Origin of the sequence: Streptomyces sp. NPDC006691 (assembly GCF_042869955.1) — a bacterium.
GTDB lineage: Bacteria > Actinomycetota > Actinomycetes > Streptomycetales > Streptomycetaceae > Streptomyces.
The window spans coordinates 33,653-51,563 of the sequence record NZ_JBIAGW010000011.1; the positions used below are offsets into that span (position 1 = coordinate 33,653).

Annotated in this window: 18 protein-coding genes; 17 read left to right on the forward strand and 1 reads right to left on the reverse strand. The window is 70.1% G+C overall.

What is annotated here, in order from left to right:
• The first annotated feature begins 211 nt into the window (after positions 1-211).
• The 5 genes from dop to prcA all read left to right on the forward strand — a co-directional run bounded on the left by dop (position 212) and on the right by prcA (position 4,284).
• Complete coding sequence (dop, locus tag ACFYNP_RS23355) at positions 212-1,723, forward strand: depupylase/deamidase Dop (RefSeq protein ID WP_388411318.1); 1,512 nt, start codon at positions 212-214, stop codon at positions 1,721-1,723.
• A 120-nt stretch (positions 1,724-1,843) separates the two neighbouring features.
• A complete protein-coding gene (locus ACFYNP_RS23360; protein ID WP_016325855.1) occupies positions 1,844-2,062 on the forward strand; it encodes a ubiquitin-like protein Pup in 219 nt (72 codons plus the stop codon).
• 5 nt (positions 2,063-2,067) lie between these two features.
• Positions 2,068-2,673: an endonuclease VII domain-containing protein gene (locus tag ACFYNP_RS23365; RefSeq protein WP_388787816.1), complete on the forward strand. Its 606-nt coding sequence runs from the start codon at positions 2,068-2,070 to the stop codon at positions 2,671-2,673.
• Positions 2,625-3,470 (forward strand): proteasome subunit beta, encoded by an 846-nt coding sequence (gene prcB / locus ACFYNP_RS23370; RefSeq protein ID WP_100577084.1) that lies wholly within the window; start codon positions 2,625-2,627, stop codon positions 3,468-3,470. The genes ACFYNP_RS23365 and prcB overlap by 49 nt, the downstream gene beginning before the upstream one ends.
• 55 nt (positions 3,471-3,525) lie before the next feature.
• Positions 3,526-4,284, forward strand: coding sequence for a proteasome subunit alpha (gene prcA / locus ACFYNP_RS23375; protein ID WP_100577085.1), 759 nt, complete (start codon positions 3,526-3,528; stop codon positions 4,282-4,284).
• Positions 4,285-4,320: 36 nt separating this feature from the next.
• On the opposite strand, the gene ACFYNP_RS23380 is transcribed toward prcA, so the two are convergent.
• Entirely contained in the window at positions 4,321-5,301 is a 981-nt protein-coding gene (locus ACFYNP_RS23380; RefSeq protein WP_388788059.1) for a LacI family DNA-binding transcriptional regulator, read from the reverse strand.
• Positions 5,302-5,546: 245 nt separating this feature from the next.
• On the opposite strand from ACFYNP_RS23380, the gene ACFYNP_RS23385 reads away from it, so the two are divergent.
• From ACFYNP_RS23385 to ACFYNP_RS23440, 12 genes are all read left to right on the forward strand, one after another.
• The gene (locus tag ACFYNP_RS23385) at positions 5,547-6,806 is read left to right on the forward strand and encodes an MFS transporter (RefSeq protein WP_388411329.1); all 1,260 of its coding nucleotides are present in this window, start codon (positions 5,547-5,549) and stop codon (positions 6,804-6,806) included.
• A gap of 9 nt (positions 6,807-6,815) precedes the next feature.
• Positions 6,816-8,177 (forward strand): Pup--protein ligase, encoded by a 1,362-nt coding sequence (gene pafA / locus ACFYNP_RS23390; protein WP_100577088.1) that lies wholly within the window; start codon positions 6,816-6,818, stop codon positions 8,175-8,177.
• Positions 8,178-8,313: 136 nt separating this feature from the next.
• A complete protein-coding gene (locus ACFYNP_RS23395; RefSeq protein ID WP_351676960.1) occupies positions 8,314-9,327 on the forward strand; it encodes an FKBP-type peptidyl-prolyl cis-trans isomerase in 1,014 nt (337 codons plus the stop codon).
• A 40-nt stretch (positions 9,328-9,367) separates the two neighbouring features.
• Positions 9,368-9,739, forward strand: coding sequence for an FKBP-type peptidyl-prolyl cis-trans isomerase (locus ACFYNP_RS23400; protein WP_167154659.1), 372 nt, complete (start codon positions 9,368-9,370; stop codon positions 9,737-9,739).
• A gap of 147 nt (positions 9,740-9,886) precedes the next feature.
• Complete coding sequence (locus ACFYNP_RS23405) at positions 9,887-10,837, forward strand: helix-turn-helix transcriptional regulator (RefSeq protein ID WP_388411333.1); 951 nt, start codon at positions 9,887-9,889, stop codon at positions 10,835-10,837.
• Positions 10,838-10,853: 16 nt separating this feature from the next.
• Positions 10,854-11,828, forward strand: a complete 975-nt coding sequence (locus tag ACFYNP_RS23410) for a helix-turn-helix transcriptional regulator (RefSeq protein ID WP_388411336.1) — start codon at positions 10,854-10,856, stop codon at positions 11,826-11,828.
• Positions 11,829-11,892: 64 nt separating this feature from the next.
• On the forward strand, positions 11,893-12,147 hold the full coding sequence (locus ACFYNP_RS23415) for a hypothetical protein (RefSeq protein WP_388411339.1): 255 nt from the start codon (positions 11,893-11,895) through the stop codon (positions 12,145-12,147).
• Positions 12,148-12,157: 10 nt separating this feature from the next.
• A complete protein-coding gene (locus ACFYNP_RS23420) occupies positions 12,158-12,355 on the forward strand; it encodes a hypothetical protein (protein ID WP_388787819.1) in 198 nt (65 codons plus the stop codon).
• Positions 12,356-12,566: 211 nt separating this feature from the next.
• Positions 12,567-12,851 (forward strand): Sec-independent protein translocase subunit TatA, encoded by a 285-nt coding sequence (tatA, locus tag ACFYNP_RS23425; protein ID WP_388411344.1) that lies wholly within the window; start codon positions 12,567-12,569, stop codon positions 12,849-12,851.
• A 70-nt stretch (positions 12,852-12,921) separates the two neighbouring features.
• Positions 12,922-13,875: a twin-arginine translocase subunit TatC gene (tatC, locus tag ACFYNP_RS23430; RefSeq protein WP_388411347.1), complete on the forward strand. Its 954-nt coding sequence runs from the start codon at positions 12,922-12,924 to the stop codon at positions 13,873-13,875.
• A gap of 37 nt (positions 13,876-13,912) precedes the next feature.
• Positions 13,913-14,845, forward strand: a complete 933-nt coding sequence (locus ACFYNP_RS23435; protein WP_388411350.1) for a diacylglycerol kinase — start codon at positions 13,913-13,915, stop codon at positions 14,843-14,845.
• Positions 14,846-14,890: 45 nt separating this feature from the next.
• The gene (locus ACFYNP_RS23440) at positions 14,891-17,719 is read left to right on the forward strand and encodes a DEAD/DEAH box helicase (RefSeq protein WP_388787822.1); all 2,829 of its coding nucleotides are present in this window, start codon (positions 14,891-14,893) and stop codon (positions 17,717-17,719) included.
• Positions 17,720-17,911 lie beyond the last annotated feature (192 nt).

Consider the following 17,911-nt stretch of genomic DNA (forward strand, 5'->3'; position numbering starts at 1 on the left):
CGGGCGGGCATCCGCAGCCGACTGCTTTTCAGGCCACCAACAGAGCAAGAGCAATGACGGAATTGATCTCCCCACCAGCGCAAAGGCGTTCTAGGCTCTTCGGTACCGCCGAGTCGCGCAGTGCGGGGACGGGCACCGCACACGCACCGGAACACCAGCGGTACTTGAGCGCCGCTCCCGCGGGGGAGCGCCGCCGGGCAAGGAGGGCCGCATGACCGTACGGCGAGTAATGGGCATCGAGACGGAGTACGGGATCTCCGTCCCCGGCCACCCCAACGCCAATGCCATGCTCACCTCGTCCCAGATCGTCAACGCCTACGCGGCGGCGATGCACCGGGCGCGCCGCGCCCGCTGGGACTTCGAGGAGGAGAACCCGCTGCGGGACGCCCGCGGCTTCGACCTCGCCCGCGAGGCCGCCGACTCCAGCCAGCTCACCGACGAGGACATCGGCCTCGCCAACGTCATCCTCACCAACGGGGCACGCCTCTACGTCGATCACGCCCACCCCGAGTACAGCTCACCGGAGGTCACCAACCCCCGGGACGCGGTTCTGTGGGACAAGGCCGGCGAGCGCATCATGGCCGAGGCCGCCGAGCGCGCGGCCCAACTGCCCGGCGCCCAGCCGATCCACCTCTACAAGAACAACACCGACAACAAGGGCGCCTCGTACGGCACGCACGAGAACTACCTGATGAAGCGGGAGACCGCCTTCTCGGACATCGTGCGCCACCTGACCCCGTTCTTCGTCTCGCGCCAGGTCATCACCGGCGCCGGACGGGTCGGCATCGGCCAGGACGGCCACGAGCACGGCTTCCAGATCAGCCAGCGGGCCGACTACTTCGAGGTCGAGGTCGGCCTGGAGACGACCCTCAAGCGCCCGATCATCAACACCCGCGACGAACCGCACGCCGACGCGGAGAAGTACCGCCGCCTGCACGTCATCATCGGCGACGCCAACCTCTCGGAGATCTCGACCTACCTCAAGCTGGGCACCACCTCCCTGGTCCTGTCCATGATCGAGGACGGCTTCATCAACGTCGACCTGGCCGTGGACCAGCCGGTCCGCACCCTGCACCAGGTCTCGCACGACCCCACCCTGCGCCACCTCGTCACCCTGCGCAGCGGCCGCACCCTGACCGCCGTACAGCTCCAGATGGAGTACTTCGAGCTGGCGCGCAAGTACGTGGAGGAGCGGTTCGGGGCGGACGCCGACGAGCAGACCAAGGACGTCCTGGTCCGCTGGGAGGACGTCCTGAACCGCCTGGAGAACGACCCGATGAGCCTGTCGGGGGAGCTCGACTGGATCGCCAAGCGCGAGCTGATGGAGGGCTACCGCCGCCGGGACGGCCTGAACTGGGACGCGGCCCGGCTGCACCTGGTGGACCTCCAGTACGCGGACGTACGGCCCGAGAAGGGCCTGTACAACCGTCTGGTGGCCCGCGGCAAGATGAAGCGCCTCCTGGACGACCCCGGGATCCTGCGGGCCCAGACGGAGCCTCCGGAGGACACCAGGGCCTACTTCCGCGGCCGCTGCCTGGAGCAGTACGCGGACGACGTCGCCGCGGCGTCCTGGGACTCGGTGATCTTCGATCTCCCGGGCCGGGACTCGTTGCAGCGGGTGCCAACCCTGGAACCCCTTCGCGGAACGCGTAATCACGTGAAGGCGCTGCTCGACCGGTGCCGGACCGCCGAAGATCTGGTGCGGGTGCTCTCGGGCGGCTGAAAGACCGCAGGTGTGGGAAACACAGAGGTAGGCCCCGTACGTTCCGGAAACCGCGGGGCCGATGTCGGACCCTGCTTGTAGGGTCTGATCAAGGACATCGAACCGAGCGGGGTGAGGTAGATGGCGACCAAGGACACCGGCGGCGGACAGCAGAAGGCGACGCGCTCCACCGAGGAGGTCGAGGAGCAGGCGCAGGACGCGCAGGCTTCCGAGGACCTCAAGGAGCGCCAGGAGAAGCTGTCGGACGACGTCGACTCCGTGCTGGATGAAATCGATGACGTACTTGAGGAAAACGCAGAGGACTTCGTGCGCTCATTTGTGCAAAAAGGTGGGCAATAACGGACATGTCCGGCCCGGTCGATGTGAAGACGTGCACCGGCTGTAAACGGACACTTCCCCTCGTGTCTTTCGCTGCCGACAAGAACAGGAAAGACGGGCTTCAGGTGAGGTGTCGGGAATGCGTAGCCCGGTACGGAGCCGCGCATTACCGACGCCGACGTGAAGCCCTCGGCAGGAGTGTGCGGGAGAAAGTGGACGTCCCCACAGGGCACAAGCAGTGCCGTACCTGTGGCGAAGTGAAGCCGCACAGCGAGTGGCATCGCAATGCGACCGCCTCGGACGGCCTTTCCACGCGCTGTAAGGCGTGCCGGGCCGTTCAGGGGCGCGAGGGCCATCTCAAGCGCCAGTACGGCATGACCAAAGCCGATCGCGATTCGTTGGTCGAGTCCCAGATGGGCCTCTGCGTAATCTGCCTCTCCGCTCCCGCCGTGCACGTGGATCATTGCCACCAGACGGGTAGGGTCCGAGGCGTACTCTGCTTCAACTGCAATTCGGCCATCGGCAAGTTGGGAGACGATCCCGACACCGTCCGTCGCGCTGCCGCCTACTTGGAAGGAAACTCGTGGAAGCCAACACTCGTGGCACCGGGCGTCTACCAGCTGCCTTCCTGACGCCTGGGTCCTCCTCATTCATGGACTTCCTGTCCGACCACTCGCCGGAGATGCTCCCCGGCAAGCGCGTCCTGCCGCCCGTGCAGGGCCACGTCGAAGCCCCGCACGGTACGACGATCGTGGCCGCGACGTTCCCCGGCGGGGTCGTCCTGGCCGGCGACCGGCGGGCCACGATGGGCAACATGATCGCCCAGCGCGACATCGAGAAGGTCTTCCCGGCCGACGAGTACTCGGCGGTCGGCATCGCGGGCACCGCGGGCCTCGCGGTGGAGATGGTCAAGCTCTTCCAGCTGGAGCTGGAGCACTTCGAGAAGGTCGAAGGCGCCACGCTCTCCCTGGAGGGCAAGGCCAACCGGCTCTCCACGATGATCCGCGGCAACCTGGGCATGGCCATGCAGGGCCTCGCCGTGGTCCCGCTCTTCGCGGGGTACGACGTGGACCGCGAGAAGGGCCGCATCTTCTCCTACGACGTCACCGGCGGCCGCTCCGAGGAGCACGGCTTCGCCGCCACCGGCTCCGGCTCGATCTTCGCCCGGGGCTCCATGAAGAAGCTCTACCGCGACGATCTGACGGAGCAGGAGACGACCACGCTCGTCATCCAGGCGCTCTACGACGCGGCCGACGACGACTCGGCGACCGGCGGCCCCGACATGGCGCGCCGGATCTTCCCGATCGTCACCGTCATCACCGAGGACGGCTTCCGCCGGCTCACCGAGGCGGAGTCCTCCGAGCTCGCCCGCTCCATCCTGGAACGGCGGCTGGAGCAGCCGGACGGCCCCCGGGCCTCCCTCCTCTGAGGCCCGCGCAGGCCCCGAGATGACCCAGTCACTGACAGAAAGGGACGGTTAGCCGGTGTCGACCCCGTTCTATGTCTCACCCCAGCAGGCCATGGCCGACCGTGCGGAGTACGCCCGCAAGGGCATTGCCCGCGGCCGCAGCCTGGTCGTGATCCAGTACGCCGACGGCATCGTGTTCGTCGGTGAGAACCCGTCCCGCGCGCTGCACAAGTTCAGCGAGATCTACGACCGGATCGGCTTCGCGGCCGCCGGCAAGTACAACGAGTACGAGAACCTGCGCATCGGTGGCGTCCGTTACGCGGATCTGCGCGGATACACCTACGACCGTGACGATGTGACGGCCCGTGGGCTCGCCAACGTCTACGCGCAGACACTGGGCACCATCTTCTCCAGTGTCGGCGAGAAGCCGTACGAGGTGGAGCTGGTCGTCGCCGAGGTCGGCAGTACTCCCGAAGAGGACCAGATCTACCGGCTCCCGCACGACGGTTCGATCGTGGACGAGCACGGCTCGGTCGCGGTCGGCGGCAATGCCGAGCAGATCAGCACGTTCCTGGACCAGCGTCACCAGGAGGGCATGTCGCTCGCGGAGGCGCTGCGGCTGGCCGTGCAGGCCCTGTCCAACCAGACGAACGGCGCGGACCGGGAGATCCCCGCCGAGCGTCTGGAGGTCGCGGTCCTGGACCGGACGCGGCCGCAGCAGCGGAAGTTCAAGCGCATCGTGGGCCGCCAGCTCTCCCGGCTGCTCCAGGCCGATGTGGCCAAGACCGAGCCCACCGAGGCCCCTTCGGATCTGGAGGAGACGGAGGACGAGTAGGTCCCCCGCTCCCGGCCGCCGCGCCCCGGTTCCGCCTCAGGCGGGCCGGGGCGCGGCCGTTGAGCCCCGTACGGCCAGCGTCACGGGCAGGTCCCCGGTTTCCACGGGGTGGCCCTCCAGGACGGCGAGCAGGGCCGCCATACCGCGCGCGCCGACCTGTTCGGCGGGCAGGGTGAGGGTGGTCAGTTCCGGTTCGAGGGCGGTGGCGAGGGTGAGGCCGTCGAACCCGGTGACGGACACGTCGTCGGGGACGCGCAGGCCGAGCCGGTGGGCGGCCTTGCAGGCGCCGGCTGCCAGGAAGTCGTCGTCGCAGACCAGGGCGCTCGGGGGCGGGCCGGGGGAGTCCAGGGCGGCTTCCGCGGCTCGTCGGCCGCCGTCCACGCTGAGTTCGGCGCGTACCGTGCGCAGCTCGGCGTCCGGCACGTCGGCGAGCGCGTCGGCCAGTGCACGGGCGCGTACGACGAAGGTCCAGGAGTCGACGTCGGCGGCGATGTGGGTGAACCTGCGGTGGCCGAGGCCGAGCAGATGCCCCGTCAGGCGCCGTACGCCGTCGGCGATGTCGAGGTTGACGTGGGCGGCGGGGCCGGTCTCGGCGGGGTCGCTGTCGAGCATCACCAGGGGGAGGTCGCTGCCGCGGATCGAGGCGAGCGCGTCCGCCGCCATGGAGGAGGCGATGACGCCGTCGAGGGCGGTGCGCGCGGAGTCGAAGGGGTCGCGGGCCGGGCCGATGCCCTCGGGGGAGGGGTAGAGCACCACGCCGAAGCCGTGTTCGGCGGCGACCTTGGCCGCTCCCGTATAGACCTGGGCGAAGAATTCGCTGGTCATGGCGGGCACCACGAGGAGTGCGGTCCTGGTGCGGCCGAGGCGCAGGCTGCGGGCGGCGAGGTTGGGCCGGTAGCCGAGGTGCTGGGCGGCCTCCCGGACCAGGCCGGCGGTCCGTTCGGAGACCCGGCCCCGCCATTTGTCGCCCAGGACCAGCGAGACGGTGGCCTGCGACACGCCGGCCGCGCTCGCCACGTCCCGGCTGGTGGGCGGGCGTGCTCCGGCGGTCCGGCCGGACGGCGCGGCGCGGGTGGCCCGTACCCCGGAGCGGGCGGCCGCGGGGGCGGGCTCCGCTGCGGACGGCGGGCTGTCCGGGCTGGTCAAGGGGCCTCCAGGGCGCGGTGCGGGTGGGCGCGGGGTGGACCCGCGCGCTCGCCACATGGTACGTATGACCTCGGACGTTATACGTAACACTACGGGCGTAACACTAGGGAGTGGCCATGGCGGCCGGATACGCGGAGATCCTTCGGACCCGGCACGCCGCGCGGCTGCTCACGGGCACCCTGACCGGCCGGCTGCCGAACGCGACCGCCGCGATCGCGGTCGTCTTCTTCGTCCGGGCCGAGGGCGGCGGCTACTCGCTCGCCGGGGCCCTGACCGCCGTGTACGGCGTGGCCACCGCGGTCGGCCAGCCGCTCCTCGGCCGGGCCGTGGACCTGTACGGCCAGCCGCGCGTGATGCTCCCCGCCTCCGTCCTGTCCGCCCTCGGCATGGTCCTGCTGGCCGTGGCCGGCATCGAGCCGGTGGCCGTGGCGTACGCGGCGGTCCTCGTCGCGGGGCTCGCCACACCGCCCCTGGAGGGCGGCCTGCGCGCCCTGTGGCCCAGCGTCCTGAAGCGCGAGGACCAGGTCCACACCGCGTACGCCATGGACGCGATAGCCCAGGAGGTGATGTTCACGGTCGGGCCTCTGCTCGTCACCGTCTCCATCGCCCTCTGGTCGCCGGCCACCGCGCTGCTGCTGATCAACGCGCTCGGGGTGCTCGGCGCGCTCAGCGTCGTCCTGTCCCGGCCGTCCCGGAGCTGGCGCTCGGCGCCCCGTGAGGCGCACTGGCTCGGCGCGCTGCGCTCGCCGGGGCTGCTCGCGCTGCTCGGCTCGTTCTTCTTCGTCGGGCTCGCACTCGGCGCGATCATCGTGGCCGCGTCCGCCTACGCCGACGACCACGGCAGCGACACCATCTACGGCTGGCTCATGGCCGCCAACGGGCTCGGCGCGCTGCTCGGCGGGCTCGTCTACGGGGCCCGGCAGTGGAGCGGCGCCCCGGAGAAGCGGCTGCGGATCCTGGTCGCGCTGCTCGCCGTCGGCTACCTGCCGCTGACGCTGGTCCCGGGCGTCCCCGCGATGGCCGCGCTCACCGTCGTCTCCGGACTCTTCCTCGCGCCGTCCATCGCCTGTGCGTTCATCGTCGTCGACCGGCACGCCCCGCGCGGCACGGTGACCGAGGCTTTCTCCTGGCTGGTGACGGCCTTCGGCGTCGGCACGGCGCTCGGCACGGCGGCCGCCGGACCCGCGGTCGAACTCGGCGGAACCGGAGCGAGTTTCGCGGTCGCGGGCGGCGGCGGAATCGCGGCGCTCGTGGTGCTGCTCACGACGCAAAGGGTGCTTGCGGCCCCCGAGCGTCCGCGCCCTGTCGGGGGAGTTGACGAAAATGATCGAAACCGTGCTGTCGAACCCGGTTTCAGCTCAGGCCATCAGGCGTAATGTTCACTCATGGACCGCCGCATTTTCGGGCTGGAGAACGAGTACGGCGTCACGTGCACGTTCAGGGGACAGCGCCGACTGTCTCCTGACGAAGTGGCGCGCTACCTCTTCCGCCGTGTTGTGTCATGGGGCCGCAGCAGCAACGTCTTTCTGCGGAACGGCGCCCGCCTCTACCTCGACGTGGGATCGCATCCGGAATACGCGACACCCGAATGCGACAACTTGACCGAACTGGTCACCCACGACAAAGCCGGTGAGCGCATTCTCGAAGGCCTGCTAGTCGACGCCGAACGCCGCCTGCACGAGGAGGGAATCGCGGGCGACGTCTATCTCTTCAAGAACAACACCGACTCGGCGGGAAACTCCTACGGCTGCCACGAGAACTATCTGGTGGCCCGTCACGGAGAGTTCTCCCGGCTCGCGGACATCCTCATCCCGTTCCTCGTCACCCGCCAGCTGATCTGCGGTGCCGGCAAGGTGCTCCAGACCCCGCGCGGCGCGGTCTACTGCGTCAGCCAGCGTGCCGAGCACATCTGGGAGGGCGTCAGCTCCGCCACCACCCGCTCCCGTCCCATCATCAACACGAGGGACGAGCCGCACGCAGACGCCGAGCGCTACCGGCGCCTGCACGTCATCGTCGGCGACTCGAACATGTCCGAGACGACCATGCTCCTGAAGGTCGGCGCCACCGACCTCGTGCTGCGCATGATCGAGGCCGGTACGGTCATGCGCGACCTCACCCTGGAGAACCCGATCCGGGCCATCCGCGAGGTCTCGCACGACATCACGGGCCAGCGCAAGGTGCGCCTGGCCAGCGGGCGCGAGGCATCCGCCCTCGAAGTCCAGCGTGAGTACTACGAGAAGGCCGTCGACTTCGTGGAGCGCCGGGGCATCCGCACCGGCACCGTCGACCAGGTCCTCGAACTGTGGGGCCGCACCCTGGACGCTATCGAGGCCGAGGACCTCGACCGGATCGGCACCGAGATCGACTGGGTCATGAAGTACCAGCTCATCGAGCGCTACCGGGCCAAGAACAACATGACCATGTCGCACCCGAGGGTCGCGCAGATAGACCTCGCCTACCACGACATCCACCGTCGGCGGGGCCTGTACTACCTCCTGGAGCGCAAGGGCCAGGCGGCACGGATCTGCAACGACCTGAAGATCTTCGAGGGCAAGTCGGTGCCCCCGCAGACCACCAGGGCGCGGCTGCGCGGGGACTTCATCCGCCGGGCGCAGGAACAGCGACGGGACTTCACGGTCGACTGGGTGCATCTGAAGCTCAACGACCAGGCCCAGCGCACCGTGTTGTGCAAGGACCCGTTCCGGTCCGTGGACGACCGGGTGGAGAAGCTGATCGCCGGTATGTGAGACGACGTCAGCCGTGCGATCCGGGGGCCCCGTGCGCTGTTGCGTGCGGGGCCCCCGGGCATGCCGCACCCTTGTGGTGGCGGAGTGGGGCCGTAGAGTGGCCGCTCCGACCGTTCCAGCTACCCCGAGGACCACTGTGCGACGCCGACTTGCTGCCGCGCTCATCGTGCCGGCCCTGATGCTCACCGCGGCCTGCGGAGGAGGTGACGACGCAGCGAAGAAGAAGGACGCGTCCGCTTCTCCCTCGGACTCGGCGTCGCAGCCGCCCGCGGCTCCCAAGCCGGTGTCCGACGCCTCGCCGATGCCCACCGTCGCCGGTGACGCGGACAAGAAGCCCACGATCACCATCCCCAAGGGCGACCCGAGCGGAAAGTTCGTCGTCAAGACGCTGACCGCCGGCACCGGCCCCGAGGTCAAGAAGGACGACCTCGCGGTGACGAAGTACACCGGGAAGATCTGGAAGAGCGGCAAGGACCTGGCCGGTTCCTACGACAAGGGCGGCGCGCCCCAGGTCATCCCGGCCGGCTCGCAGACCTACATCCCGGCGTTCAGTGAGGCCGTGCTCGGCCAGAAGGTCGGCGCCCGGGTCCTGGTCGTCGCGCCGCCGGCCGCCGCGTTCGGCGCCGCGGGCAAGCAGGAGCTCGGGGTCTCCGGCACCGACAACCTGGTCTTCGTCCTCGACGTCGACAGCGTGATGCCGAAGAAGGTCGACGGCACCCAGGCCTCCATCCCCTCCGACCTGCCGCAGATCAAGGCGGACAAGGAGGAGGCCGCCACGATCACGGTCCCGAAGAACGACCCGCCGAAGAAGCTCGTGGACCAGGTGCTCATCGAGGGCAAGGGCGACGAGGTCAAGAGCGGCCAGACCGTCTACATGCAGTACAGCGGCGCCACCTGGAAGCCCAACGAGGGCCTTCCGCAGGCGAAGCTGTTCGACACCTCGTGGAAGACCGGCGCCCCGTTCTCCACGGTGATCGGCCAGGGCCAGGTCATCGAGGGCTGGGACAAGGGTCTCGTCGGCAAGAAGGTCGGCAGCCGTGTCCTGCTCGTCATCCCGCCGGAGCAGGGCTACAAGGACAAGGCCCAGGGTGCGGACATCCCGGCCAATTCGACCCTGGTCTTCGTCGTGGACATCCTCGGAGCAGTGTAAGACTGTCCCGGTTGCCCATAGCGATTAGTAGGAGCATTACGTGAGCATCGACAAGCCCGAGATCGACTTCCCCGAGGGCGAGCCGCCGGCGGACCTGGAGATCAAGGAGATCTGGGAGGGCGACGGCGCCGTCGCCAAGGCCGGCGACTTCGTCAAGGTCCACTACGTGGGCGTGGCCTTCTCCACCGGCGAGGAGTTCGACGCCTCCTGGAACCGCGGCAACCCGCTGGAGTTCAAGCTCGGTGCCGGCCAGGTCATCTCCGGCTGGGACCAGGGCATCCAGGGCATGAAGGTCGGCGGCCGTCGCCGGCTGACCATCCCCGCCCACCTCGCCTACGGCGACCGCGGGGCCGGCAACGCGATCGCCCCGGGCGAGACGCTGATCTTCGTCTGCGACCTGGTCGCCGTCTGAGACGCACCCGGATCGGTCCCGAGCGATCGGACCTGATCGGACCGAGGGTCCATGCCTGCGGGCATGGGCCCTCGGCTTTTGCCCCGGGAGCCCGGAGCGGTACGGTCAACGGTCGTAGCGCACAACGAGAGAGGGCGTAGGGCATCGATGGCGATCGCCAAGGCAGAGCGGCTGATGAACCTGGCGCTGTGTCTGCTCGGGACACGACGCGCGCTCAGCAAGCGAGAGCTGCGCGAGTCCATCGAGGCCTATCTTGAGGCCGGTTCCGACGACTCCTTCAACCGGATGTTCGAGCGGGACAAGGACGACCTGCGGGAGCTGGGCCTGGTCATCGAGACCGTCGAGAACCTCGACGGTGAGACCGGCTACCTCGCCCGCCGCGACAGCAACCGGCTGCCGCCCGTCCAGCTCGACGCCGAGGAGGCCGCGGCCCTCGGGCTCGCCGCCCGCGTATGGCAGCAGGCCCGGCTTGCGGGTGCGGCCAGCGGCGCCCTCCAGAAGCTGCGCGCCGCCGGTATGCCGGAGGCCGACAATCCGTATGAGCACAGTGCGATCGAGCCGCGCATCCCGGTCCACGAGGCCGCCTTCGAGCCCCTGATGCTGGCCTGCCGGGACCGCCGCCCGGTCGTCTTCGACTACCGCAAGGTCACCGCCGTCCGGCCGGAGGCCCGCCATGTCGAGCCCTGGGGCCTGGAGTGCTGGCGGGGCCACTGGTACCTGGCCGGCTGGGACCGCGACCGGGGCGCCGAGCGCGTCTTCCGGCTCAGCCGCATCTCCGGCAAGGTCCGCTCGCGCGCGGGCGCGTTCACCGCGCCGGTGCCCGATGTCGTCACCGTGCGCGAGACCGTGGAGACGTGGGCGGGCGAGACCGCGACCCGTTCCGCCCGCATCCGGCTGCGCGCGGGCGCCGGCTACCCGCTGCGCTCGCGGGCCACTTCGACCCGGGAACTCGGCGGCGGCTGGGACGAGTTGGAGATTCCGTACGGGCACGGGCTCGATGCCCACCTGGTGGAGTTCGGCCCCGATGTGGTCGTGCTGGAACCCGCCGATCTGCGGGCCGACGTGATGGACCGGCTGCGCGCCGTGGCCAAGGGCTGAGGGGGACGGTACGACCATGGCTGCGAACGCCATCGACCAGACGCGGCGGATGCTGTCGCTGGTGACCTATCTGCGCGAGCGCCCCGGCGCCCACGTCGCGGACGTCGCCCGCGCCTTCGGCATCACCGAGGACGAACTGATCTCCGACCTCGATGTGCTGCCCATGTGCGGCACGAGCTTCCGCGGCGGCGACCTGCTGGACATCGACACCGACGGCGACCGCATCTGGTGGCACAACCCGGACGACGTCGCGGCCCCGCTCCGGCTCGCCGCCGACGAGGCCACCGCCCTCCTGGTGGCCGCCCGGGCCGTCTCCACGCTGCCCGGTCTGCGCGAGGGGGACCGGCAGGCGCTGCTGCGGGCCACCGCCAAGCTGGAGGCCGCCGCCGGCGAGACCGCGGGGGCCAGCTCCCGGCTCTCGGTCACCTTCGAGTCCGAGGGCGGCGTCTTCGCCGAGGTCGACCGCGCGATCTCGGAACGCCGCAGGCTGTGGGTGAAGTACTACTCGCCGGCCCGTGACGAGCTGACCGAGCGCGAGGTCGATCCGATCCGGCTGTTCGCCGTCGGCCACACGTACATGGAGGCGTGGTGCCGCCTCTCCGAGGCCCGGCGCACCTTCCGGCTCGACCGGGTCGCCGAGATCCGCCTGCTCGACGAGGCGTCCGCGCCGCCCGAGCTGGAGCTGCGGGACCTGTCGGAGGGGCTGGTCCAGCCGTCCGCCGAGGACCCCGAGGTCGTTGTCGAGGTGGGCCCGGGAGGACGCTGGGTCGCCGAGTACTACCCGCACGACAGTGCCGAGGAGCTGCCCGACGGGGGTCTGCGGATCACCCTGCGCACGCCCGACCCGGCGTCGCTGCGCCGCCTCGCCCTGCGGCTCGGCCAGGACGGCCGGATCGTCACGCCGGACGATCTCGCCGAGAGCGCGCGGCGAGTGGCCCGCGAGGCACTGGCCGCCTATGAGGAACCGCAGGCGATGCACCTCCAGGGCTGAACCCGCCCGTCAGAGCCGAGAACCGCCCGTACTCGACCACCAGAGCTGAGGAGAACTGCGGATCATGACGGTATTGCCCGGTCTTGCTCGTCCGGTGATCCCGGTGCTCTTCAAGGCGGCCTGTCCGGAGTGCCGCGCCCGCTTCGAGCTGGGCGCGGCCGCGCTGCGGCTCGCGATCGGGGCCAGCCGGCGCACCACCTTCTACTCCTTCACCTGCCCCGAGTGCGGCTCGGCCGTCCGCAAGCCCGCCGGGGAGCGCATCGTCGAACTCCTCACCGGGGGCGGCGTCCGCACCCTCCGCCTCCACTCCACCGTCTAGGGTCCGCATCATGTTCTGGCCGATGACCGCCATCACCCTCGGATTCCTCGGGATCGCCCTGCTCGGCGTCCTCGCCATCAAGGTGTTCGTCGAGGCGCAGCGGCTCGGCCGCCAGGTGGCCGACACCACCAGCAAGATCAACCGTGCGGCGGAGGATCTGGAGCGCGCCGCCGTCGACCTCGCGGGGGCCGGCGAAACGCTGAGATGACAGGTGCGCTCTGCTGCCGTCCGTTTCGGGACGGTACGCTGCACAACGCGGCCCAGGTAGCGAGGCCCGGTCCGCAAACGGGCGTACGCACGGGGATTGCCCAGCGTTAACCCCTGCGCGTTACGATCGCTGCACGTAAGGCGGTCGGACACCGGTCCGGCCATCACATGGCAGCCCCAACCCTGCAGCCTCGGTGAGAAGGTAAACGCTTATGTTCGGAAGGCTCGGCGCCCCCGAGATCATTCTCATCCTCATCGTCGTCGTCCTGCTGTTCGGCGCGAAGAAGCTCCCGGACATGGCGCGGTCGCTCGGCAAGTCGGCCCGCATCCTCAAGAGCGAGGCCAAGGCCATGAAGTCCGAGGGCCAGCAGCCCGCTCCGGCCGACCCGCCGGTTCCGGGCGAGCAGCCGCCGGTCCAGCGCACGATCCAGTCCGCGCCCGGGGACGTGAGCAGCGCCCGTCCGGTGACCGAGCCGACGGACACCACCAAGCGCTGACACCGGGCCCCAGCAGGCGCTGTTCACCGTGGTGACCAGAGCGACCTGCCGCACGAGATGAGGACGTGGGTTGCTCAAGTCTGCCCGCAAACAACAGAGGGACCCCGAGGGCCGGATGCCGCTCTCGGACCACCTTCGCGAGCTGCGCAACCGGCTCGCGAAGTCGGTGTTGGCGATCCTGGTCTGCGCCATCGTGGCGGCGTTCTACTACAAGGACATCGCGGGGCTGATCACCGGGCCGATCACCAGGTCGGTCGGCTGCCCGGACAACTTCCATGAGCTCGCCAGCAAGAACAAGGACACCTGCGGCCAGATCACCATGTCCGGCCTGATGGGGCCGTTCACGCTGATGATCAAGGTCTCGATGGTCGCGGGCGTCGTCGCGGCCAGTCCGATCTGGCTCTACCAGCTGTGGGCGTTCGTGGCGCCGGGTCTGCACAAGCACGAGCGGCGCTACTCGCTGAGCTTCGTCGCGGCCGGCGTCCCGCTCTTCGTGGCCGGCGGCTGGTTCTCGTACAACGTGCTGCCGGCGGCGGCCGAGGTGCTGCTTGGCTTCACGCCCTCGGGCGTGACCAACCTGCTGCCGCTCAACGAGATCATCGACCTCGTCACCCGCATGATCATCGTCTTCGGCCTCTCCTTCGAGCTGCCGCTGTTCCTCGTCATGCTCAACTTCAGCGGCATCCTCACCGGCCGCCGAATGCTGGGCTGGTGGCGTGGAATGATCATGGGTGTGACGGTCTTCGCGGCCTTCGCGACCCCGACCGTCGACCCGGTCTCGATGCTCTCGCTCGCGACCCCGATCGTCGGCCTCTACTTCATCGCCGTGATCATCTCCCTGATGAACGACAAGCGCCGCAAGCAGCGCGCCGAGGCGGGACCGGCCGACGACGAGGCCTCGGACCTGGACCTCACCCCCGAGGACGTCGGCACCGTCGAGGCCGTGACCTCGCCGGCGGCGCTGCCCGAGCAGTCGGACGGCGGGCGCTCCACCAAGCTCAACGGGTACGACGACATCACCTGACCTTGACGGGAACACCGGACCTTGTAGGGTCCGGCGGGTGACCAGCGAGATCACCCTTTTCGTCAATCCCACCGCGGGACGCGGCCGGGGCGCGCACGCCGCGCAGCCGGCCGCTTCGGCGTTGCGGGCCGCCGGATTCTCCGTCCGCACCGTACTCGGCGAGGACGCCGACGACGCGCTGCGCCGGGCCCGCGAGGCCGTCGAGGGCGGCACCGGTGCGCTGATCACCGTCGGCGGCGACGGCATGGTCAACCTCGCGCTCCAGGCCGTCGCGGGCACCACCACCCCGCTCGGCGTCGTCGCCGCGGGCACCGGCAACGACTTCGCCCGCGCCCTGGGGCTTCCGGTACGCGACCCGGCCCGCGCCGGGGAGTGCGCGGCCCGGGCCCTCAAGGACGGGCGGATCACGGACATCGACCTCGGCCGGACCGGCGACCGCTGGTTCGCCACCGTCCTCGCCTCCGGCTTCGACTCCAAGGTCAACGACCGGGGCAACCGGATGCGATGGCCCTCCGGCCGCTTCAAGTACGACCTCGCGATGCTCGCCGAGCTGGCCGCGTTCAAGCCCATCCCGTACAAGATCACCCTTGACGACGGCGAGACCCGGGAGATCGAGGCCACCCTGGTCGCCGTCGGGAACTCCTCCTCCTACGGAGGAGGCATGCGCATCTGCGCGGATGCCGACCTCACCGACGGGCTCTTCGACGTCACCGTCGTCGGGGACTGCTCCCGCGCGACCCTCGTCAAGGTCTTCCCGCGGGTCTACAAGGGCACCCATCTCGGCCACCCCGAGGTCACCACGTACCGCGTCGCCTCGATCACGCTGGCCGCGGACGGCATCACCGGGTACGCCGACGGGGAGCGGCTCGGACCGCTGCCGCTCACCGCGGAGTGTGTACGCGGTGCGGTACGGGTATTGGCACCCGTACCGGCGTCCGGCCGGAAGGCCGCGGCACCTGGCCTCCAATAAAGATCGCGACCTCTGTCAGAGGCGGCGGGTAGGCTCGAAGACAAGATGACAGAGGACCTCTCACCAGCCGAAGCGTACGCAGCTGCCCGGCTCCGCGCCGTCGAGCAGGCCACCGCGCTCGCACCCTTCCGTGACCTGTACGACTTCGATCTGGACCCCTTCCAGATCGAGGCGTGTCAGGCCCTCGAAGCCGGAAAGGGCGTGCTCGTCGCGGCCCCGACCGGCTCCGGCAAGACGATCGTCGGCGAGTTCGCCGTGCACCTGGCCCTGGAGCAGGGCCGCAAATGCTTCTACACCACGCCCATCAAGGCGCTCTCCAACCAGAAGTACGCCGATCTCGCGCGCCGCTACGGCGCCGACAAGGTGGGCCTGCTGACCGGCGACAACAGCGTCAACGCGGACGCGCCGGTGGTCGTCATGACCACCGAGGTGCTCCGCAACATGCTGTACGCGGGCTCCCAGGCGCTCCTCGGGCTCGGATACGTGGTGATGGACGAGGTGCACTACCTCTCCGACCGCTTCCGCGGGGCCGTCTGGGAAGAGGTGATCATCCACCTTCCGGAGTCCGTCACCCTGGTCTCGCTGTCCGCGACCGTCTCCAACGCCGAGGAGTTCGGCGACTGGCTGGACACCGTGCGGGGCGACACCGAGGTGATCGTCTCCGAGCACCGGCCCGTGCCGCTGTGGCAGCACGTCATGGCCGGGCGCCGGATGTACGACCTCTTCGAGGAGGAGACCGACCACGGCGGCCGCGGCGTCTCCCGGCGCGAGGTCAACCCCGACCTGCTGCGCATGGCGCGTATGGAGAACCAGAAGACGTACAACCCGCGCGATCGGCGCCGCGGCAAGATGGTGCGCGAGGCGGACCGCGAGCGGGAGCGCCGCCAGCGCTCCAGGATCTGGACGCCGGGGCGCCCCGAGGTCATCGAACGGCTCGACGCAGACGGCCTGTTGCCGGCCATCACCTTCATCTTCAGCCGCGCCGCCTGCGAGGCCGCCGTCCAGCAGTGCATGTACGCGGGGCTGCGGCTCAACAACGAAGAGGCGCGCCAGAAAGTCCGCGAGATCGTCGAGGAGCGGACCTCCTCCATCCCCGGCGAGGACCTGCACGTCCTCGGCTACTACGAGTGGCTCGAAGGGCTGGAGCGCGGCATCGCCGCCCACCACGCAGGCATGCTGCCGACCTTCAAGGAGGTCGTGGAGGAGCTGTTCGTACGCGGCCTGGTGAAGGCCGTGTTCGCCACCGAGACGCTCGCGCTCGGCATCAACATGCCCGCGCGCTCAGTGGTGTTGGAGAAGCTCGTCAAGTGGAACGGCGAGCAGCACGCCGACATCACTCCCGGCGAGTACACCCAGCTCACCGGGCGGGCCGGGCGGCGCGGCATCGATGTCGAGGGCCACGCCGTGGTCCTGTGGCAGCGCGGCATGGACCCGGGCGCGCTCGCGGGCCTGGCCGGCACGCGCACCTATCCGCTGCGCTCCAGCTTCAAGCCGTCGTACAACATGGCGGTCAACCTGGTCCAGCAGTTCGGCCGGCACCGGTCGCGCGAGCTGCTCGAAACCTCCTTCGCGCAGTTCCAGGCCGACAAGTCGGTCGTCGGCATCTCGCGGCAGGTCCAGCGCAACGAGGAGGGCCTGGAGGGCTACCGGGAGGGCATGCACTGCCATCTCGGGGACTTCGAGGAGTACGCGCGGATGCGGCGCGACCTCAAGGACCGCGAGACCGAGCTGGCCAAGCACGGCGCGGCCCAGCGCCGGGCGGCCGCAGCGGCCTCCCTGGAGAAGCTCAAGCCGGGCGACATCATCCATGTGCCGACGGGCAAGTTCGCGGGCCTCGCCCTGGTCCTCGACCCCGGGATCCCCGCGGGCCGCACCAACGGCCACCGCGGCTTCGAGCAGCACGACGGGCCGCGCCCGCTGGTGCTGACGGCCGAGCGGCAGGTCAAGCGGCTCGCCTCGATGGACTTCCCGGTGCCCGTGGAGGCCCTGGAGCGGATGCGCGTGCCGAAGTCCTTCAACGCGCGCTCGCCCCAGTCTCGCCGGGACCTGGCGTCCGCGTTGCGCACCAAGGCCGGGCACATCGTCCCCGAGCGGCACCGCAAGGCCCGCTCCGAGGCGGCCGACGACCGCGAGATCACCCGGCTGCGAGCCGCACTGCGGGCGCACCCCTGCCACGGCTGCGACGAGCGCGAGGACCACGCCCGCTGGGCCGAGCGCTACTACCGCCTCCAGCGCGACACCCAGCAGCTGGAGCGGCGCATCGAGGGGCGCACCAACACGATCGCCCGGACCTTCGACCGCATCGTGTCGCTGCTCACCGAACTGGACTACCTGCGCGACGACGAGGTCACCGAGCACGGCAAGCGGCTGGCTCGCCTGTACGGCGAGCTCGACCTGCTGGCCAGCGAATGTCTGCGCGCGGGCATCTGGGAGGGCCTGAACCCGGCCGAACTGGCCGCCTGCGTCTCGGCGTTGGTGTACGAGGCACGCCAGTCCGACGATGCCGTCGCGCCCAAGACGCCCACCGGCGCGGCCAAGGCGGCACTGGGCGAGATGGTACGGATCTGGGGCCGGCTCGACGCCCTCGAAGAGGACCACAAGATCAACCAGGCGGAGGGCGTGGGCCAGCGCGAGCCCGACCTGGGCTTCGCCTGGGCCGCCTACCAGTGGGCCTCCGACAAGGGCCTGGACGAGGTGCTCCGTGAGGCGGACATGCCCGCGGGCGATTTCGTCCGCTGGTGCAAGCAGGTCATCGACGTCCTCGGCCAGATCGCGGCGGCGGCGCCGCGCGAGAACAGCACCGTCGCGAAGAACGCCCGCAAGGCGGTCGACGCGCTGCTGAGGGGAGTCGTGGCCTACAGCTCGGTCGGCTGACCGAGCTCGCTCGTCCGGGTGCCCGGGCTCGGCCGAGCCCAGCCCGGGCACCCGGGCAACGTCCCCTGTGCGGGGCTTCCTGCCGAGCCCGGGCACCCGGCAGACGTTCCCTGTGCGGGGCTCCGTACCGGGTCTGACGCGATGGACGCGGGAGCGGCCCCCGCCGGGTTGACCGGCGGGGGCCGCTCTCGT